General features: G+C 59.3%; 16 protein-coding genes. 3 read left to right on the forward strand and 13 right to left on the reverse strand.

What is annotated here, in order from left to right:
• The 3 genes from D8V06_RS30055 to D8V06_RS30065 all read right to left on the reverse strand — a co-directional run.
• Positions 1-731: GTP-binding protein (locus D8V06_RS30055; RefSeq protein ID WP_130932400.1), on the reverse strand; the 731-nt coding region annotated here is incomplete at its 3' end.
• A gap of 9 nt (positions 732-740) precedes the next feature.
• Positions 741-1,658 carry a sulfate adenylyltransferase subunit CysD gene (gene cysD, locus D8V06_RS30060; protein WP_034147080.1) on the reverse strand — a complete coding sequence of 306 codons (918 nt, stop codon included), beginning with the start codon at positions 1,656-1,658 and terminating at the stop codon, positions 741-743.
• Positions 1,659-1,904: 246 nt separating this feature from the next.
• The gene (locus tag D8V06_RS30065) at positions 1,905-2,663 is read right to left on the reverse strand and encodes a Nif3-like dinuclear metal center hexameric protein (protein ID WP_056855044.1); all 759 of its coding nucleotides are present in this window, start codon (positions 2,661-2,663) and stop codon (positions 1,905-1,907) included.
• Between the two features lie 103 nt (positions 2,664-2,766).
• Between D8V06_RS30065 and algW the strand changes: the two genes are divergently transcribed.
• From algW to D8V06_RS30080, 3 genes are all read left to right on the forward strand, one after another.
• Positions 2,767-3,927, forward strand: coding sequence for a Do family serine endopeptidase AlgW (gene algW, locus D8V06_RS30070; RefSeq protein WP_056855043.1), 1,161 nt, complete (start codon positions 2,767-2,769; stop codon positions 3,925-3,927).
• A gap of 87 nt (positions 3,928-4,014) precedes the next feature.
• On the forward strand, positions 4,015-6,120 hold the full coding sequence (locus D8V06_RS30075; protein WP_130932401.1) for a TonB-dependent siderophore receptor: 2,106 nt from the start codon (positions 4,015-4,017) through the stop codon (positions 6,118-6,120).
• Between the two features lie 12 nt (positions 6,121-6,132).
• Positions 6,133-6,852: a DUF4198 domain-containing protein gene (locus D8V06_RS30080; protein WP_130932402.1), complete on the forward strand. Its 720-nt coding sequence runs from the start codon at positions 6,133-6,135 to the stop codon at positions 6,850-6,852.
• 188 nt (positions 6,853-7,040) lie between these two features.
• Here D8V06_RS30080 and hisC read toward each other — a convergent pair whose 3' ends face one another.
• The 10 genes from hisC to D8V06_RS30130 all read right to left on the reverse strand — a co-directional run.
• Entirely contained in the window at positions 7,041-8,093 is a 1,053-nt protein-coding gene (hisC, locus tag D8V06_RS30085) for a histidinol-phosphate transaminase (protein ID WP_130932403.1), read from the reverse strand.
• 1 nt (position 8,094) lies between these two features.
• A complete protein-coding gene (gene hisD, locus D8V06_RS30090) occupies positions 8,095-9,420 on the reverse strand; it encodes a histidinol dehydrogenase (RefSeq protein WP_130932404.1) in 1,326 nt (441 codons plus the stop codon).
• 125 nt (positions 9,421-9,545) lie between these two features.
• Positions 9,546-10,181, reverse strand: coding sequence for an ATP phosphoribosyltransferase (gene hisG, locus D8V06_RS30095; RefSeq protein WP_008018703.1), 636 nt, complete (start codon positions 10,179-10,181; stop codon positions 9,546-9,548).
• Between the two features lie 126 nt (positions 10,182-10,307).
• Positions 10,308-11,573 carry a UDP-N-acetylglucosamine 1-carboxyvinyltransferase gene (gene murA, locus D8V06_RS30100; RefSeq protein ID WP_056855038.1) on the reverse strand — a complete coding sequence of 422 codons (1,266 nt, stop codon included), beginning with the start codon at positions 11,571-11,573 and terminating at the stop codon, positions 10,308-10,310.
• 22 nt (positions 11,574-11,595) lie between these two features.
• Entirely contained in the window at positions 11,596-11,835 is a 240-nt protein-coding gene (locus D8V06_RS30105) for a BolA family protein (RefSeq protein ID WP_130932405.1), read from the reverse strand.
• A gap of 114 nt (positions 11,836-11,949) precedes the next feature.
• Positions 11,950-12,255, reverse strand: coding sequence for an STAS domain-containing protein (locus D8V06_RS30110; protein WP_056855037.1), 306 nt, complete (start codon positions 12,253-12,255; stop codon positions 11,950-11,952).
• Entirely contained in the window at positions 12,252-12,905 is a 654-nt protein-coding gene (locus tag D8V06_RS30115) for an ABC transporter substrate-binding protein (protein WP_056855036.1), read from the reverse strand. The genes D8V06_RS30110 and D8V06_RS30115 overlap by 4 nt, the downstream gene beginning before the upstream one ends.
• Before the next feature lie 11 nt (positions 12,906-12,916).
• On the reverse strand, positions 12,917-13,384 hold the full coding sequence (mlaD, locus tag D8V06_RS30120; protein ID WP_056855035.1) for an outer membrane lipid asymmetry maintenance protein MlaD: 468 nt from the start codon (positions 13,382-13,384) through the stop codon (positions 12,917-12,919).
• Positions 13,384-14,181, reverse strand: coding sequence for a lipid asymmetry maintenance ABC transporter permease subunit MlaE (gene mlaE / locus D8V06_RS30125; RefSeq protein WP_056855034.1), 798 nt, complete (start codon positions 14,179-14,181; stop codon positions 13,384-13,386). The genes mlaD and mlaE overlap by 1 nt, the downstream gene beginning before the upstream one ends.
• On the reverse strand, positions 14,181-14,923 hold a 743-nt coding region (locus D8V06_RS30130), incomplete at its 5' end, for an ATP-binding cassette domain-containing protein (protein WP_130932406.1). The genes mlaE and D8V06_RS30130, both read right to left, overlap by 1 nt.

Below are 14,923 nucleotides of genomic sequence, written 5' to 3' on the forward strand. Positions count from 1 at the left end.
AGATCGGTGAAGTTGCGGTCGCCCGCCACTTCCACGGTCTCGAGAATTTCCATCAACGACTGGCCGGTGTACCACGGCGAGCGCTCGGATTTGTTCACCACGTTGTCGCCCTTCAATGCCGACATCGGCACGAAGTGCATGCTGGTCGGCTTGAGCTTCAGGCCTTCGGCGAACTTCAGGTAGTCGGCCTTGATCGACTCGAACACGTCCTGATCGAAGCCCTTGAGGTCCATCTTGTTGATGGCGACGACGATGTGCTTGATGCCCAGCAACGAGGCGATGAAGCTGTGGCGGCGGGTCTGGGTCTGCACGCCGTAACGGGCATCGACCAGGATGATCGCCAGGTCACAGGTGGAAGCACCGGTGGCCATGTTGCGGGTGTACTGCTCATGGCCGGGGGTGTCGGCGATGATGAATTTGCGCTTGGCGGTGGAGAAATAGCGGTAGGCGACATCGATGGTGATGCCCTGCTCACGCTCGGCCTGCAAGCCATCGACCAGCAACGCCAGGTCGATGTCTTCACCGGTGGTGCCGACTTTTTTCGAGTCGCGGGTAATGGCTTCCAGGTGATCTTCGTAGATCATCTTGGAGTCGTGCAGCAGGCGCCCGATCAGGGTGCTCTTGCCGTCGTCGACGTTACCGCAGGTCAAAAAGCGCAGCAGCTCTTTACGTTCGTGCTGGCCCAGGTAGGCGAGGATGTCCTCGCTGATCAAATCAGATGCGTGCGACATAACAACCCCTTAGAAATAACCCTGACGTTTTTTGTCTTCCATGGAGCCTGCGCCATCGTGGTCGATGACACGGCCCTGGCGCTCGGAAGTTCGCGTCAGGAGCATTTCCTGAATGATGTCCGTAAGGCTTTCGGCCTCGGACTCCACCGCGCCCGTCAACGGGTAGCAGCCAAGGGTGCGGAAACGCACTTTCTTTTTGACGATGCGCGCTTTGTCTTCATCGCTCAGGTGTTCGAGGATGCGCTCATCGTCGATCATGATCAGCGTGCCGTTCTTCTCGATGACTTCACGCTCGGCGGCGAAGTACAGCGGGACGATCGGGATGCCTTCAAGGTAGATGTACTGCCAGATGTCCAGTTCGGTCCAGTTCGACAGCGGGAACACGCGGATCGATTCGCCTTTGTTGACCTTGCCGTTGTAGACGTTCCACAGCTCGGGACGCTGGTTCTTCGGATCCCAGCGGTGCTTGCTGTCGCGGAACGAGTACACGCGCTCTTTGGCGCGGGATTTCTCTTCATCGCGGCGGGCACCGCCGAAAGCGGCATCGAAACCATACTTGTCCAGAGCCTGTTTCAGGCCTTCGGTCTTCATGATGTCGGTGTGCTTGGCACTGCCGTGGGTGAACGGGTTGATGCCCTGCGCCACGCCATCAGGGTTGACGTGGGTGATCAGGTCCAGGCCCAGCTCAGCGACCATCTTGTCGCGGAACTTGTACATCTCCTGGAATTTCCAGCGGGTGTCGACGTGCATCACCGGAAACGGCAATTTGCCCGGGAAGAACGCCTTGCGTGCCAGGTGCAGCATCACGGCGGAGTCTTTACCGATGGAGTACAGCATCACCGGGTTATCGAACTCGGCGGCCACCTCGCGGATGATGTGGATGCTTTCCGCCTCCAGCTGTTTCAGATGCGTCAGTTTGTCGACCATGGCTACTCACGAAATCTTTCTTATGAACGGCCAGCGGGCCGTGTTCGAGCGAGGAATCCTAGCACAGCGACCTCTTCTAATCAGGACGCCAACTAGATCGAAAGAGCATATGAATATGCCTGCCTGTTTGGGCCAAGCTCCCGTAGGAGCGAGGCTTGCCCGCGAAAAACGATAACGCGATTTGGTCAGGTACACCCCGTTATCTTCTTCGCGGGCAAGCCTCGCTCCTACAAAGGGAGGGTGTTGTCAGATGGGATTCGGGCAATCGATGAAGATGTGCTCGAGGGCAAAGCGCCTTGCCAGGTAATCGCCCAAGGCCTGCACGCCATAACGCTCGGTGGCGTGGTGACCGGCTGCAATGAAACTGATGTCGTTTTCCCGGGCGCTGTGGAAGGTCTGCTCCGACGCTTCGCCGCTGAGGTACAGGTCGACGCCCGCCAACACGGCTTGATCGATATAGCCCTGGCCACCACCGGTGCACCAGCCGACTCGGCGGATCATGTTGCTGCCTTCGATCAGCAGCGGTTCGCGGCCCATGACTTCCTGCACACGGCGGGCGAAATCGCGAGGGGTCGCCGGCTCGTTCAATGAACCGACCAGCCCGACGATCTTCAGGTTATCCGGGTCCAGCGGACCTTCGACAGTAATGTCCAGCTGCCGCGCCAGTTGTACGTTATTGCCAACCTCCGGGTGCAGGTCCAGCGGCAGGTGATACGACAGCAGGCTGATGTCGTGCTTGAGCAAGGTTTTCAAGCGGCGCTGCTTCATGCCGGTGATGCACGGATTTTCGCCCTTCCAGAAATATCCGTGGTGCACCAGCACCAGATCGGCATTGGCTTGCACGGCGGCATCGAGCAAGGCCTGGCTGGCGGTGACGCCACTGACGATGCGCATCACCTGCGGCCGGCCTTCGACCTGCAGGCCATTGGGGCAGTAATCGGCAATTTTCGAACTGGCGAGGTAACGGTCGGCTTCTTCGACCAGGGTGCTCAGGGCGACGGCCATAAAAGACTCCTAAATATCCCGTTCAGAGGCACGCGCGGCCTCGTATAATGCGCGTCATTATGAGCGGTCTCATTCCGCCTGCAACTCTCTCAGGACGTGCTTAATGCTCAAGGCGCTGCGTTTTTCCGGCTGGCCGCTGTTGGCCGGCGTGCTTGTCGCTCTGTTAATCATCCAGCGTTACCCGCAGTGGGTCGGGCTTCCAAGCCTCGACGTCAACCTGCAGCAAGCGCCGCAAACCACCAGCATGAAAGAAGGCCCGGTCTCCTATTCCGACGCGGTAACCACCGCCGCGCCATCGGTGGTGAACCTGTACACCACCAAGGTCATCAACAAACCCAGCCATCCGCTGTTCGAGGATCCGCAGTTCCGGCGCTTCTTCGGCGACAACTCGCCCAAGCAGAAACGTATGGAATCGAGCCTCGGTTCCGGCGTGATCATGAGCCCGGAAGGTTACATCCTGACCAACAACCACGTGACCACCGGTGCCGATCAAATCGTCGTGGCGCTCAAGGATGGGCGTGAAACCCTGGCTCGCGTGATCGGCAGCGATCCGGAAACCGACCTCGCGGTGCTGAAGATCGACTTGAAAAACCTGCCTTCGATCACTGTCGGCCGCTCGGACAACATCCGCATCGGCGACGTCGCGCTGGCCATCGGCAACCCGTTCGGCGTCGGCCAGACCGTGACCATGGGCATCATCAGCGCCACCGGGCGCAATCAATTGGGCCTGAACAACTACGAAGACTTCATTCAAACCGATGCCGCGATCAACCCCGGCAACTCCGGTGGTGCGCTGGTAGATGCCAACGGCAACCTGACCGGTATCAACACGGCGATCTTCTCCAAGTCCGGCGGCTCTCAAGGCATCGGCTTTGCGATTCCGGTGAAACTGGCGATGGAAGTGATGAAATCGATCATCGAGCACGGCCAGGTTATTCGTGGCTGGCTGGGTATTGAAGTACAACCGTTGTCCCAGGAGCTGGCGGAATCGTTCGGTCTTTCGGGGCGCCCGGGCATTGTCGTGGCCGGGATTTTCCGTGACGGCCCGGCGCAGAAAGCCGGACTGCAACTGGGCGACGTGATTCTTGCCATCGATGGCGAACCTGCGGGTGATGGCCGCCGCTCGATGAACCAGGTCGCGCGGATCAAACCGACTGACAAGGTCACGATTCAAGTCATGCGTAACGGCAAGGAAATCAAACTGACGGCAGAAATCGGTTTGCGTCCGCCGCCGGCGCCGGTGAAAGAAAAAGAAGAGAAATAAGCCAGGCCCGATCAATTCGGGTCAATGGAAGACATTCTCATCGGACATGTTATATTGTTTCAATTCTAGCAATTGGAACAACATAACATGTCGTCTCGAACAAAGTCCTGCGTGGCAAGTCTTGCCCTCGGGCTGCTGGGTGAACCGGTCTTCGCCGAACAATCCCAGGCATTGGAACTGGACGCCATCAGCGTCACTTCCGACTACGAATCCCCCACCGGGCCTGTCGCTGGCTACCGCGCCACCCGCTCTGCCAGCGCGACCAAGACCGATACCGCCATCCGCGACATCCCGCAATCGATCAGCGTGGTCCCCGTCAGCGTGCTCGACGATCTAGGCAGTACCCACGTTGAGCGCGCACTGGACTTCGCCGGCGGGGTTTCCAGGCAGAACAACTTCGGTGGCCTGACGCTGTACGAATACAGCGTGCGCGGCTTCACCACATCGGAGTTCTACAAGGACGGTTTCAGCGCCAACCGTGGCTACCCGAGCTCGCCGGATGTGGCGAACATCGAGCGCATCGAAGTGCTTAAAGGCCCCGCCGCCAGCTTGTATGGGCGAGGTGATCCGGGTGGCACGGTGAACATCGTCACCAAGAAACCTCAGCCCGAAGCCTTCGCGACCCTGCACACCAGCGCGGGCAGTTGGGATCGTTATCGCACGGCGCTGGACGTCAACACGCCACTCGATGACCAGGGCAACGTGCTGTCGCGGGTGAATCTGGCCGTCGAGGACAACCACAGCTTTCGCGATCACGTCGACAGCCAGCGGGTGTTTGTCGCGCCTTCCTTCAGTTGGCAACTGAACCCGGACACCAGCCTGCTGGTAGAGAGTGAATTCGTTCGTCACAGCTCGACCTTCGATCGCGGCATCGTCGCACCCGACAACACCTGGAGTGGCGTATCCCGTTCGACCTTCCTCGGCGAACCCGACGATGGCGACATCGACAACCACAACAATCAGCTGCAGGCCGCCCTCGAGCATCAGCTCAACGACACCTGGAAATTGCGCCTGGCCAGCCATTACAAGCAAGGCAAACTCTGGGGCTTCGCCTCGGAGGCGCGCCCGCTGAATGCCGACGGCCATACCGTCAACCGCCGTTATCGAGAACGTGACAACAATTGGCACGACAGCATTACCCAACTCGAACTGCGCGGCTTTTTCGACACCGGCCACTTGCAGCACGAATTGTTGATCGGCAGCGAATACGAGAATTTTCGCAAGAACGAGCGGGTGACGACCATTGCCGGCAGCCCCTACGCCATCGATATCTACCAACCGGTCTACGGTCAGCCAAAACCCAACGGCGCACGTTCCGGTACGGACTTCTTCGAGCATGTCGAGAGCCATGCACTGAACCTGCAGGACCAGATCATTTTCAACGACAAACTGCACGGGCTGCTCGGTGTGCGGTTCGAACACTTCGAGCAACGCATCGACGATCGCACCCGTGGCGCCACCAGCAACCAGACTCACGACGCGCTGACCCAAAGGGCCGGCTTGCTGTACCAACTGACGCCTGAGGTCGGCCTGTTCGCCAACGCCTCCACTTCGTTCAAACCGAACAATGGCCTGGACGCGACCGGTAAATCCTTCGACCCGGAAGAAGGCATCGGCTACGAGATCGGGATCAAGAGTGAGCTGTTCGATGACCGTTTGAGCAGCACCCTTGCCGCTTTCCATATCGAAAAAGAAAACGTCCTCGCCCTCGACCCGGCTACAGATACCAGCCGCGCCATGGGCAAGGCACGCAGCCAGGGAATAGATCTGCAAGTGACCGGGCAAGTCACCGACGCTGTCCGGCTGATCGGCGCCTTCGCCTACATCGATGCTGAAGTCACTGAAGGCGACAAGGTCATTCCCACCGGCAGCCGCATTCTCGGCGTGGCCAAACGCAGTGGCAGTCTGTTGGGGGTTTATGAGTTCCAGGACGGTCGACTGCGCGGTTCGGACGTTGGCGCCGCGTTCACTTACGTCGGTGATCGCTCGGGTGAAGCCGGCAGCGACTTTGAACTACCTGCCTACCACACCGTCGACCTGCTGGCCCATTACAAGGCCAGCGACAACGTCACGCTGGGCCTGAACCTGAACAACCTTTTCGACGAGAAATACTTCGAGCGCTCCTACAGCAACTACTGGGTCAACCCCGGCGAGCCGCGCAATTTCACTGTCAGCCTGACACTCACTCTGTAAAAGGAAGTCCCCATGCACCCACTCAAACCCCTGGCACTGCTCGGCTTGCTGTTTGCCACAGAAGTCTCGGCCCACGGCCTGTGGACCGAACAACGTCGAGGCAACATCGAGGTCATTTACGGTCACGGCGCCGAAGACAATGCTTTCAAGGCACAAAAAATCAGCGGCGCCTGGGCTTATGACGGCCATGGAAAAATGATTCCGGTGACGGTACAGCGGCTGCCCGATCACGCACGCCTGCAACCACTTAAACCACCCGCCGTGATGGCGGTGGCGCTCGACAATGGCATGTGGTCGCAGACCAGCGACAAGAAATGGATCAACGAAGGCCGCAGCAAGGTACCGGGGGCGATCGAGGCGACCCAGACGTTCAAGTACAGCCTGGCGATTTATCAGCCGGGGGCGAAGTTGCCCAAACTTGATCAACTGAAATTGCTGATTCTGCCTGAGGTCGATCCGCTGACTGTAGGGCCGGGCGGATCATTGCCGGTGCGAGTATTGCTGGATGGCAAACCGGCGGCGGGCGTGAAGTTGGTGGGGGACTATCGCAACGCACCGAATACCTTGAGCACCGAAACCGATGCACAGGGTCGGGCACACGTGGTGGTGCGCAATGAAGGCTTGAACGTGATTTCGGCGCAGATGGAAGTGCCGGTAAAAGACAGCCCTGACGTGAACAGTCGCGGGCTGTTCAGCTCGCTGACGTTCCTAGGCGAGCCGCATCACGAGTAACCCATAAAACCTTGTAGGAGCGAAATGCTGTTCACTTAAGGACGAACACTGTACCCGTGGCGAGGGAGCTGACGTTCTCTTAAGTGAAGAGCGAGGCTTGCACGCGAAAGACGATGGCTCGGTATTCGTTTTTTACCGAGTCGTCCTTTTTCGCGGGCAAGCCTCGCTCCTACAGATTCCGGGCCGGTTTAGAGATTGCCTAAACCGTCGATCAGCGCCTGGTTCTGCTCTGGCGTACCGATGCTGATCCGCAGGAACTGCGCAATCCGCTGCTGCTTGAAGTGCCGAACGATCACGCCTTGCTCACGCAACTTCGCCGCAAGCCCTGCCGCATCGTGCTGCGGGTGACGGGCAAAAATGAAGTTGGCCGCCGATGGCAGCACCTCAAAACCCTTCTCCTCCAACTGCGCAACAACCTTCTGGCGATTCTCGATCACCAATCGGCACGTCTTGTCGAAATACTCGCGGTCCTCGAATGCGGCGGCAGCGCCGACATTGGCCATGCGATCCAGCGGATAAGAGTTGAAACTGTTCTTGATCCGCTCCAGCGCCTCGATCAGGTCCGGATGGCCGACTGCCAGACCCACCCGCAGTCCCGCCAGGGAACGGGACTTGGACAGGGTCTGGGTCACCAGCAGATTTGGATAGCGGTCCACCAGCGCAATCGCGGTTTCACCGCCGAAGTCGATGTACGCCTCATCGACCACCACCACCGAATCCGGATTCGCCTTCAGAATCTGCTCGACCGCTTCAAGTGCCAGCAGGCAACCGGTCGGCGCGTTCGGGTTGGGGAAGATGATACCGCCGTTCGGTTTGGCATAGTCCGCCGGGTTGATCCGGAACTGTTCGTCCAGCGGTACGGCGTCGAACGTGATGCCGTACAACCCGCAGTAGACCGGGTAAAAGCTGTAGCTGATATCAGGGAACAGCAATGGCTGATCGTGTTGCAGCAGACCGTGGAAGATGTGCGCCAGCACTTCATCGGAACCGTTACCGAGAAACACCTGATTGCTCTGCACGCCGTAGTATTTGGCCACGGCATTCTTCAACAGATCGCTGTTGGGGTCCGGGTACAGGCGCAGGTTGTCGTTCAGCTCAGCCTGCATCGCTGCCAGGGCTTTGGGCGATGGACCGTACGGGTTTTCGTTGGTGTTGAGCTTCACCAGCTTCGCCAGTTTTGGCTGTTCGCCCGGCACGTAAGGCACCAGATTCTTGACGAACGGGCTCCAGAATTTACTCATCTCAGTTCCCCTTCTTGTCGTCAACGATGCGGTATTCGGCGCTACGGGCGTGCGCGGTCAGCGACTCGCCACGAGCCAGCACGGAAGCGGTTTTACCGAGTTCCGAAGCACCCTGTTCTGAGCAGAAGATGATCGACGAACGTTTCTGGAAGTCATACACACCCAGCGGCGACGAGAAGCGCGCAGTACCGGAAGTCGGCAGCACGTGGTTCGGGCCGGCGCAGTAATCGCCCAGCGCTTCGGACGTGTGACGGCCCATGAAAATCGCTCCGGCGTGACGAATCTGCGGCAACCAGGCTTGTGGATCGGCAACCGACAGCTCCAGGTGCTCCGGCGCGATACGGTTGGCCACTTCCATGGCTTGTTCCATGTCGCGCACCTTGATCAACGCACCACGGCCATTGATCGAGGTTTCGATGATCGTGGCGCGTTCCATGGTCGGCATCAGCTTGGCGATGCTGGCCGCGACCTTGTCGAGAAACTCGGCATCCGGGCTGACCAGAATCGCCTGGGCGTCTTCGTCGTGCTCGGCCTGGGAGAACAGGTCCATGGCGATCCAGTCCGAATCGGTCTGACCGTCGCACACCACAAGAATTTCCGACGGACCGGCGATCATGTCGATACCGACCTGGCCGAACACGTGGCGCTTGGCGGTGGCGACGTAGATGTTGCCCGGGCCGACCACCTTGTCGACCTTCGGCACGCTTTCGGTGCCGTAGGCCAATGCCGCAACGGCTTGCGCACCGCCGATGGTGAAGACCCGGTCGACCCCGGCGATGCAGGCAGCGGCCAGCACCAGTTCGTTGATCTCACCACGCGGGGTTGGCACCACCATGACCACTTCGGTCACGCCGGCAACCTTGGCCGGAATTGCGTTCATCAGCACCGACGATGGGTAAGAAGCCTTGCCGCCCGGCACGTAGAGGCCAGCGCGATCCAGCGGCGTGACTTTCTGGCCCAGCACCGTGCCGTCGGCCTCGGTATAGCTCCAGGAGTCCTGTTTCTGCTTTTCGTGGTAACTGCGCACACGGGCGGCAGCGACTTCGAGCGCTTCGCGCTGCGCCACGGAGATGCGGGTCAATGCCAGTTCGAGGCGCTCACGTGGCAGGATCAGATCGGCCATGGACTTGACGTCCAAACCGTCGAACTGGCGGGTAAAGTCCACCAGCGCCGCGTCACCGCGCTCGCGCACAGCCTTGATGATGTCCAGCACTCGCTGATTGACCGAGTCGTCAGACACACTTTCCCAGCTCAGCAGATGATCCAGATGATGCGCGAAATCCGGGTCAGCAGCGTTGAGTCGGCGAATTGCAGTCGGTGCGGTCATAGCGAGAGCCTCATAGGAATGGCAAAAAACTCAGGCGCCCGAAGCTAACATTCGATCCGCTTGGGCACCTGAGAATTCTGGCTATGAGGCGGATAGACGGCGCGACTCAGCGTCGCGCAGGTGAATCAGCCGCGGTGTCGAGACTCCACTGCCTTGCGCAGGGTGTCGATCAACGCCTGGATACGGGCGTGCTGCATTTTCATCGAAGCTTTGTTGACGATCAGACGGGAGCTGATGGCCGCAATGAAATCCTGTGGCTCCAGGCCATTGGCCCGCAGCGTGTTGCCGGTGTCGACCACGTCGATGATCTTGTCGGCAAGACCGATCAGCGGTGCCAGTTCCATCGAACCGTACAGCTTGATGATGTCGACCTGGCGACCCTGTTCGGCGTAGTAACGCTTGGCAACGTTAACGAACTTGGTGGCGATGCGCAGGCGGCCCTTGGGCTCGACCGCGCCGACCTTGCCAGCCGTCATCAACTTGCATTGGGCGATTTGCAGGTCCAGTGGCTCATACAAGCCCTGGCCGCCGTATTCCATCAGCACGTCTTTACCGGCGACACCGAGGTCGGCGGCACCATGCTCGACATAGGTCGGCACGTCGGTGGCACGCACGATCAGCAGGCGTACATCTTCCTGGGTCGTGGGAATGATCAGCTTGCGGCTCTTGTCCGGATTCTCGGTCGGCACGATGCCCGCTTCAGCGAGAAGCGGCAGGGTGTCGTCAAGGATGCGGCCCTTGGACAGTGCGATGGTCAACATGGGAAACGTCAGTCCTTATCAAGGTACTCATGCCCGGTCGCAAACGGCGCCGGACACACATCGAGCCGGAAACCGGCTCGACTTCAACAATTCAACGGGCATGTCCTTATGCCCCTGCAGCAGGAACTAGCCCGGAACGCGACGGATCTTGGCGCCCAGCATCTGCAGTTTCTCTTCGATGCACTCGTAACCACGGTCGATGTGGTAGATGCGATCGATGAGGGTGTCGCCTTCGGCAATCAGTGCCGAGATCACCAGGCTGGCCGAAGCGCGCAGGTCGGTAGCCATGACTGGCGCGCCCTTGAGCTTTTCGGTACCGGTGACGATGGCGGTGTTGCCTTCGACCTGGATCTTGGCGCCCATGCGGTGCAGTTCGTAAACGTGCATGAAGCGGTTTTCGAAGATCGTCTCGATCACCGCACCAGTGCCTTCGGCAATGGCGTTGAGGGAGATGAACTGCGCTTGCATGTCGGTCGGGAACGCCGGGTACGGAGCGGTCCGCACGTTGACGGCTTTTGGCCGCTTGCCGTGCATGTTCAGCTCGATCCAGTCTTCGCCGCAGGTGATTTCGGCACCCGCTTCGCGCAGTTTTTCCAGCACGGCTTCAAGGATGGTCGGATCAGTGTCCTTGACCTTCACGCGCCCGCCGGTCACGGCAGCCGCAACCAGGTAAGTACCGGTTTCGATACGGTCCGGCATCACCTTGTAAGTGGTGGTGTGCAGACGCTCGACGCCATCGATGGTGATGGTATCGGTACCGGCGCCGGAAACCTTGGCACCCATGGCATTCAGGAAGTTTGCCAGGTCGACGACTTCAGGCTCGCGCGCGGCGTTGGCCAGAACGCTGCGGCCCTTGGCCAGGGCGGCGGCCATCATGATGTTCTCGGTACCGGTCACGCTGACGGTATCGAAGAAGAAGTGCGCACCGCGCAGACCGCCTTCAGGCGCCTTGGCCTTGATGTAGCCGCCTTCGACGTCGATGATCGCGCCCATGGCTTCAAGACCACGGATGTGCAGGTCAACCGGACGCGAGCCAATGGCGCAACCGCCAGGCAGGGCAACTTCGGCTTCGCCGAAACGGGCAACCATCGGTCCCAGTACCAGAATCGACGCACGCATGGTTTTAACCAGTTCGTACGGAGCGATCAGGGTCTTGATGGTGCGCGGGTCGATCTCGACTGCCAGCTTCTCGTCGATCACCGGCTCGATGCCCATGCGACCGAACAGCTCGATCATGGTGGTGATGTCGTGCAGGTGCGGCAGGTTGGCAACAGTGACCGGGCCATCGCACAGCAGCGTGGCAGCCAGGATCGGCAGGGCAGAGTTCTTTGCCCCGGAGATGCGGATTTCGCCGTCAAGACGAGCACCGCCAGTAATAATCAATTTATCCATAAGAATCTCGACGCCCTTGGGCTCAGGTGCGCTCGGCCCAGGCCGCGCTGCTGAAAAATTTCATAGTGACCGCATGGATGCTGCCATCGGTGATCCATGGGTTCAAATGGGCATAGACCTGCTGCTGACGCTTCACCGGGCTCATCGCCGCCAGTTCATCGCTGATCACGTTCAGCTGGAAGTTGCAGCCTTCGCCCTCAACTTCTACCAGCGTTCCTGGCAGCTTTCCTTCAAGGAAGCTCTTCACTTCTACGGCCTGCATGCTCAACCTCAATCGGCGCCCTGTGCGCGCGGGTCGGACATCATACAAAAAAGCCCCGCGCCTGCGAACCCCGCGGAGCAGGACTCTGACGGGGGGCTTCTTTATAGATGCGGGTTAGGGATGCGCCAACAGCTCGGTCAGCTCGCTGACCTGAGCGATTTCACGCATGTCTTCCGGCATTGCGCGGATGCTCAGCGCCTTGCCGGCAGCCTGTGCGTCGCGCATGAAACACAGCAGCAACGACAAACCGACGCTGCTGGATTTTTCTACCGCCGAACAATCGACCACCACTGTCGCCGCCTTGCTGGCCTTGATCAGCGCCTGCCCCTGCTGACGCAAGGCCGGGCCGGTGCGGTAGTCCAGCACGCCGCTGAGCCGCAGCTCGCCGGCTTCGTCCATCCGGACTGCCGACTCACTCATTGAGTTTGCTTCTCGGACGATTGTTCGGCAGTTTCCTTGGCCTTGGCGACTTCCCCGGCCCAACCATTGATGGTCTTGTCCAGATCGTTGCCATTGCGCTGCATTGCATCGGCGAACTGATCGCGGAACAGCTTGCCGATGTTGATGCCGTTGATGATGACGTTACGCAGTTTCCATTCGCCATTGATTTTTTCGAGGGTGTAGGACACTGGGTAGATCGCACCGCTGCTGCCCTTGACCGTCATGCCGACACTGGTGCGGTCCCCGGACTCCTCCTTGGGAGCGTCAACGGTGATGCCCTGGTTGTTGTACTCCAGCAAGGCGTTGCCATAGAACTGGAACAGACCTTTCTTGAAGTTCTCTTCGAAGGTCTTCATCTGTGCAGGCGTGGCTTTGCGCGAGTACTTGACCGTCATGATGCTTTTGGAGATGCCCTCGGCATCGACAACAGGCCCGACAATAGTGTTCAGCGCGTTATAGAAGTCTTGCGGATCTTGCTTGTATTTCTCTTTGTTGGCGGCCAGGTCGGCCAGCATCCGATTGGTGGTGTCCTGGACAAGGTCATGCGCGGAAGGGGCCGCCACGGCGTTAGCCATCAACGGCACGGCCGCGAGCAATATCAACAGGCCACGTCGCAAGGTAGAGATCATTTACAAATTCCTCATTTGGGGTCTTTGCTAACGGTGTTGAGAAGGAACTTCCCGATCAGGTCCTCGAGCACCAGCGACGACTGCGTGTCATGGATGGTCCCGCCATCCTTGAGCAACGCTTCTTCCCCGCCCACGCTGATACCGATGTACTTCTCGCCCAACAGGCCAGCGGTCAGGATAGATGCAGTGGAATCAGCCGGCAGATTATCTACACGCTTTTCCAGCTGCATGGTCACCCGACCGGTGAAACTGTCGCGGTCCAGATCGATCGCTGTGACCTTGCCGATAGTGACACCGGCCATGGTCACTTTAGCTCTGACCGTCAAACCGGCGATATTGTCGAAATACGCATAAAGTTTATAGGTGTCGGTGCTCGGGCTCGGGGACAGGCCACTGACCCGCAATGCCAGCAGCAACAAAGCCAGGATGCCAGCCAGCAAGAAAAGGCCGACACCGATTTCCAGGGTGCGGTTTTGCATCAGAAATCTCCAAACATCAAGGCGGTCAGAATAAAGTCCAGACCGAGGACTGCCAACGAGGCATAGACCACGGTCTTGGTAGTGGCGCGACTGATTCCCTCGGAAGTGGGCTCGCAGTCATAGCCTTGGAATACGGCGATCCAGGTCACGACGAAGGCAAATACGATGCTTTTGATGATGCCGTTGAGCACATCGTCAGTGAAGGTCACACTGTTCTGCATGTTCGACCAGTAGGAGCCCTCGTAGACACCCAGCCAGTCGACAGCCACCCACGAACCACCCCAGATGCCCACCACGCTGAAAATCATCGCCAGCACCGGCAGGGAAATGAAGCCGGCCCACAGGCGCGGGGCAATGATGTACTTGAGCGGGTCGACACCGATCATTTCCAGGCTGGAAAGCTGTTCGGTGGATTTCATGTTGCCGATCTCGGCTGTCAGCGCCGAACCGGCTCGCCCGGCAAACAGCAACGCGGTCACGACCGGCCCCAGCTCACGCAAAAGCGTCAGCGCGACCATCTGCCCTACCGCTTGCTCCGAGCCGTAGCTGGACAGAATGTTGAAGCCTTGCAGCGCCAGCACCATACCGATGAACACCCCGGAGACCACAATGATCACCAGGGACATCACGCCTACCGAATGCAGTTGCTTGACCAGCAGACCGAAACCGCCGCCGATACCGCCGCGACCCAGCAGTGCGTGAAACAGAAACAGCGTCGAGCGCCCGAACACCGCCAGCACATCGATGCCGGCATGGCCGAACCGGCGCACTCGTTCTAAAAGTGAAATCTTGCGCATCAACGCTTCCCCAGAAGATCTGCGCGGTAATCCGTCGCTGGAAAGTGGTACGCGACCGGACCATCGGGTTCACCGGTCATGAATTGACGGATGCGCGGGTCGTCCGAGTTCATCAGTTCGTCCGGCGTGCCCTGCCCCAGCACCTGCCCGTCGCCCACTACATAGATGTAGTCGGCAATGCTCGCGGTTTCGGCCAGGTCGTGGGAAACCACGATACTGGTGATGCCCAAGGCATCATTGAGCAAGCGGATCAGGCGCACCAATACGCCCATGGCGATCGGGTCCTGGCCAACGAAGGGCTCGTCATACATGAGAATCTGGGGATCGAGCGCAATGGCCCGCGCCAGCGCGACACGACGCTTCATGCCGCCGGACAGTTCGTCGGGCATCAGGTCGATGGCACCGCGCAAACCTACGGCCTGCAATTTGAGCAGGACGATATCCCGGATCATTTCTTCCGGCAGCTCGGTGTGAACGCGCAGTGGAAAAGCCACGTTCTCGAATACATCGAGATCGGTAAACAGTGCGCCACTCTGGAACAGCACGCCCATGTGCTTGCGGGCATCGAACAGATCACTGCGCGACAACGTCGGCAGGTTCTGCCCATTGACCCAGACTTCGCCGCTATTGGGCCGCAATTGTGCGCCCATCAACCGCAACAGCGTAGTCTTGCCACACCCGGAAGGTCCCATGATGCCGGTGACCTTGCCGCGGGGAATACGGATATCGACGTTATTGAAAA

The sequence above is a fragment of the Pseudomonas sp. Sample_24 genome, assembly GCF_004307605.1.
Classification (GTDB): Bacteria; Pseudomonadota; Gammaproteobacteria; order Pseudomonadales; family Pseudomonadaceae; genus Aquipseudomonas.

What these genes read in the sequence shown, in the direction of transcription:
- D8V06_RS30080 (WP_130932402.1), top strand. Translation starts at nt 6,133, where the DNA reads ATGCACCCACTCAAACCCCTGGCACTGCTCGGCTTGCTGTTTGCCACA.
- cysD (WP_034147080.1), bottom strand. Translation starts at nt 1,658, where the DNA reads ATGGTCGACAAACTGACGCATCTGAAACAGCTGGAGGCGGAAAGCATC.
- hisG (WP_008018703.1), bottom strand. Translation starts at nt 10,181, where the DNA reads ATGTTGACCATCGCACTGTCCAAGGGCCGCATCCTTGACGACACCCTG.
- mlaE (WP_056855034.1), bottom strand. Translation starts at nt 14,181, where the DNA reads ATGCGCAAGATTTCACTTTTAGAACGAGTGCGCCGGTTCGGCCATGCC.
- D8V06_RS30065 (WP_056855044.1), bottom strand. Translation starts at nt 2,663, where the DNA reads ATGGCCGTCGCCCTGAGCACCCTGGTCGAAGAAGCCGACCGTTACCTC.
- hisC (WP_130932403.1), bottom strand. Translation starts at nt 8,093, where the DNA reads ATGAGTAAATTCTGGAGCCCGTTCGTCAAGAATCTGGTGCCTTACGTG.
- hisD (WP_130932404.1), bottom strand. Translation starts at nt 9,420, where the DNA reads ATGACCGCACCGACTGCAATTCGCCGACTCAACGCTGCTGACCCGGAT.
- D8V06_RS30115 (WP_056855036.1), bottom strand. Translation starts at nt 12,905, where the DNA reads ATGATCTCTACCTTGCGACGTGGCCTGTTGATATTGCTCGCGGCCGTG.
- D8V06_RS30110 (WP_056855037.1), bottom strand. Translation starts at nt 12,255, where the DNA reads ATGAGTGAGTCGGCAGTCCGGATGGACGAAGCCGGCGAGCTGCGGCTC.
- D8V06_RS30105 (WP_130932405.1), bottom strand. Translation starts at nt 11,835, where the DNA reads ATGCAGGCCGTAGAAGTGAAGAGCTTCCTTGAAGGAAAGCTGCCAGGA.
- murA (WP_056855038.1), bottom strand. Translation starts at nt 11,573, where the DNA reads ATGGATAAATTGATTATTACTGGCGGTGCTCGTCTTGACGGCGAAATC.
- D8V06_RS30075 (WP_130932401.1), top strand. Translation starts at nt 4,015, where the DNA reads ATGTCGTCTCGAACAAAGTCCTGCGTGGCAAGTCTTGCCCTCGGGCTG.
- mlaD (WP_056855035.1), bottom strand. Translation starts at nt 13,384, where the DNA reads ATGCAAAACCGCACCCTGGAAATCGGTGTCGGCCTTTTCTTGCTGGCT.
- algW (WP_056855043.1), top strand. Translation starts at nt 2,767, where the DNA reads ATGCTCAAGGCGCTGCGTTTTTCCGGCTGGCCGCTGTTGGCCGGCGTG.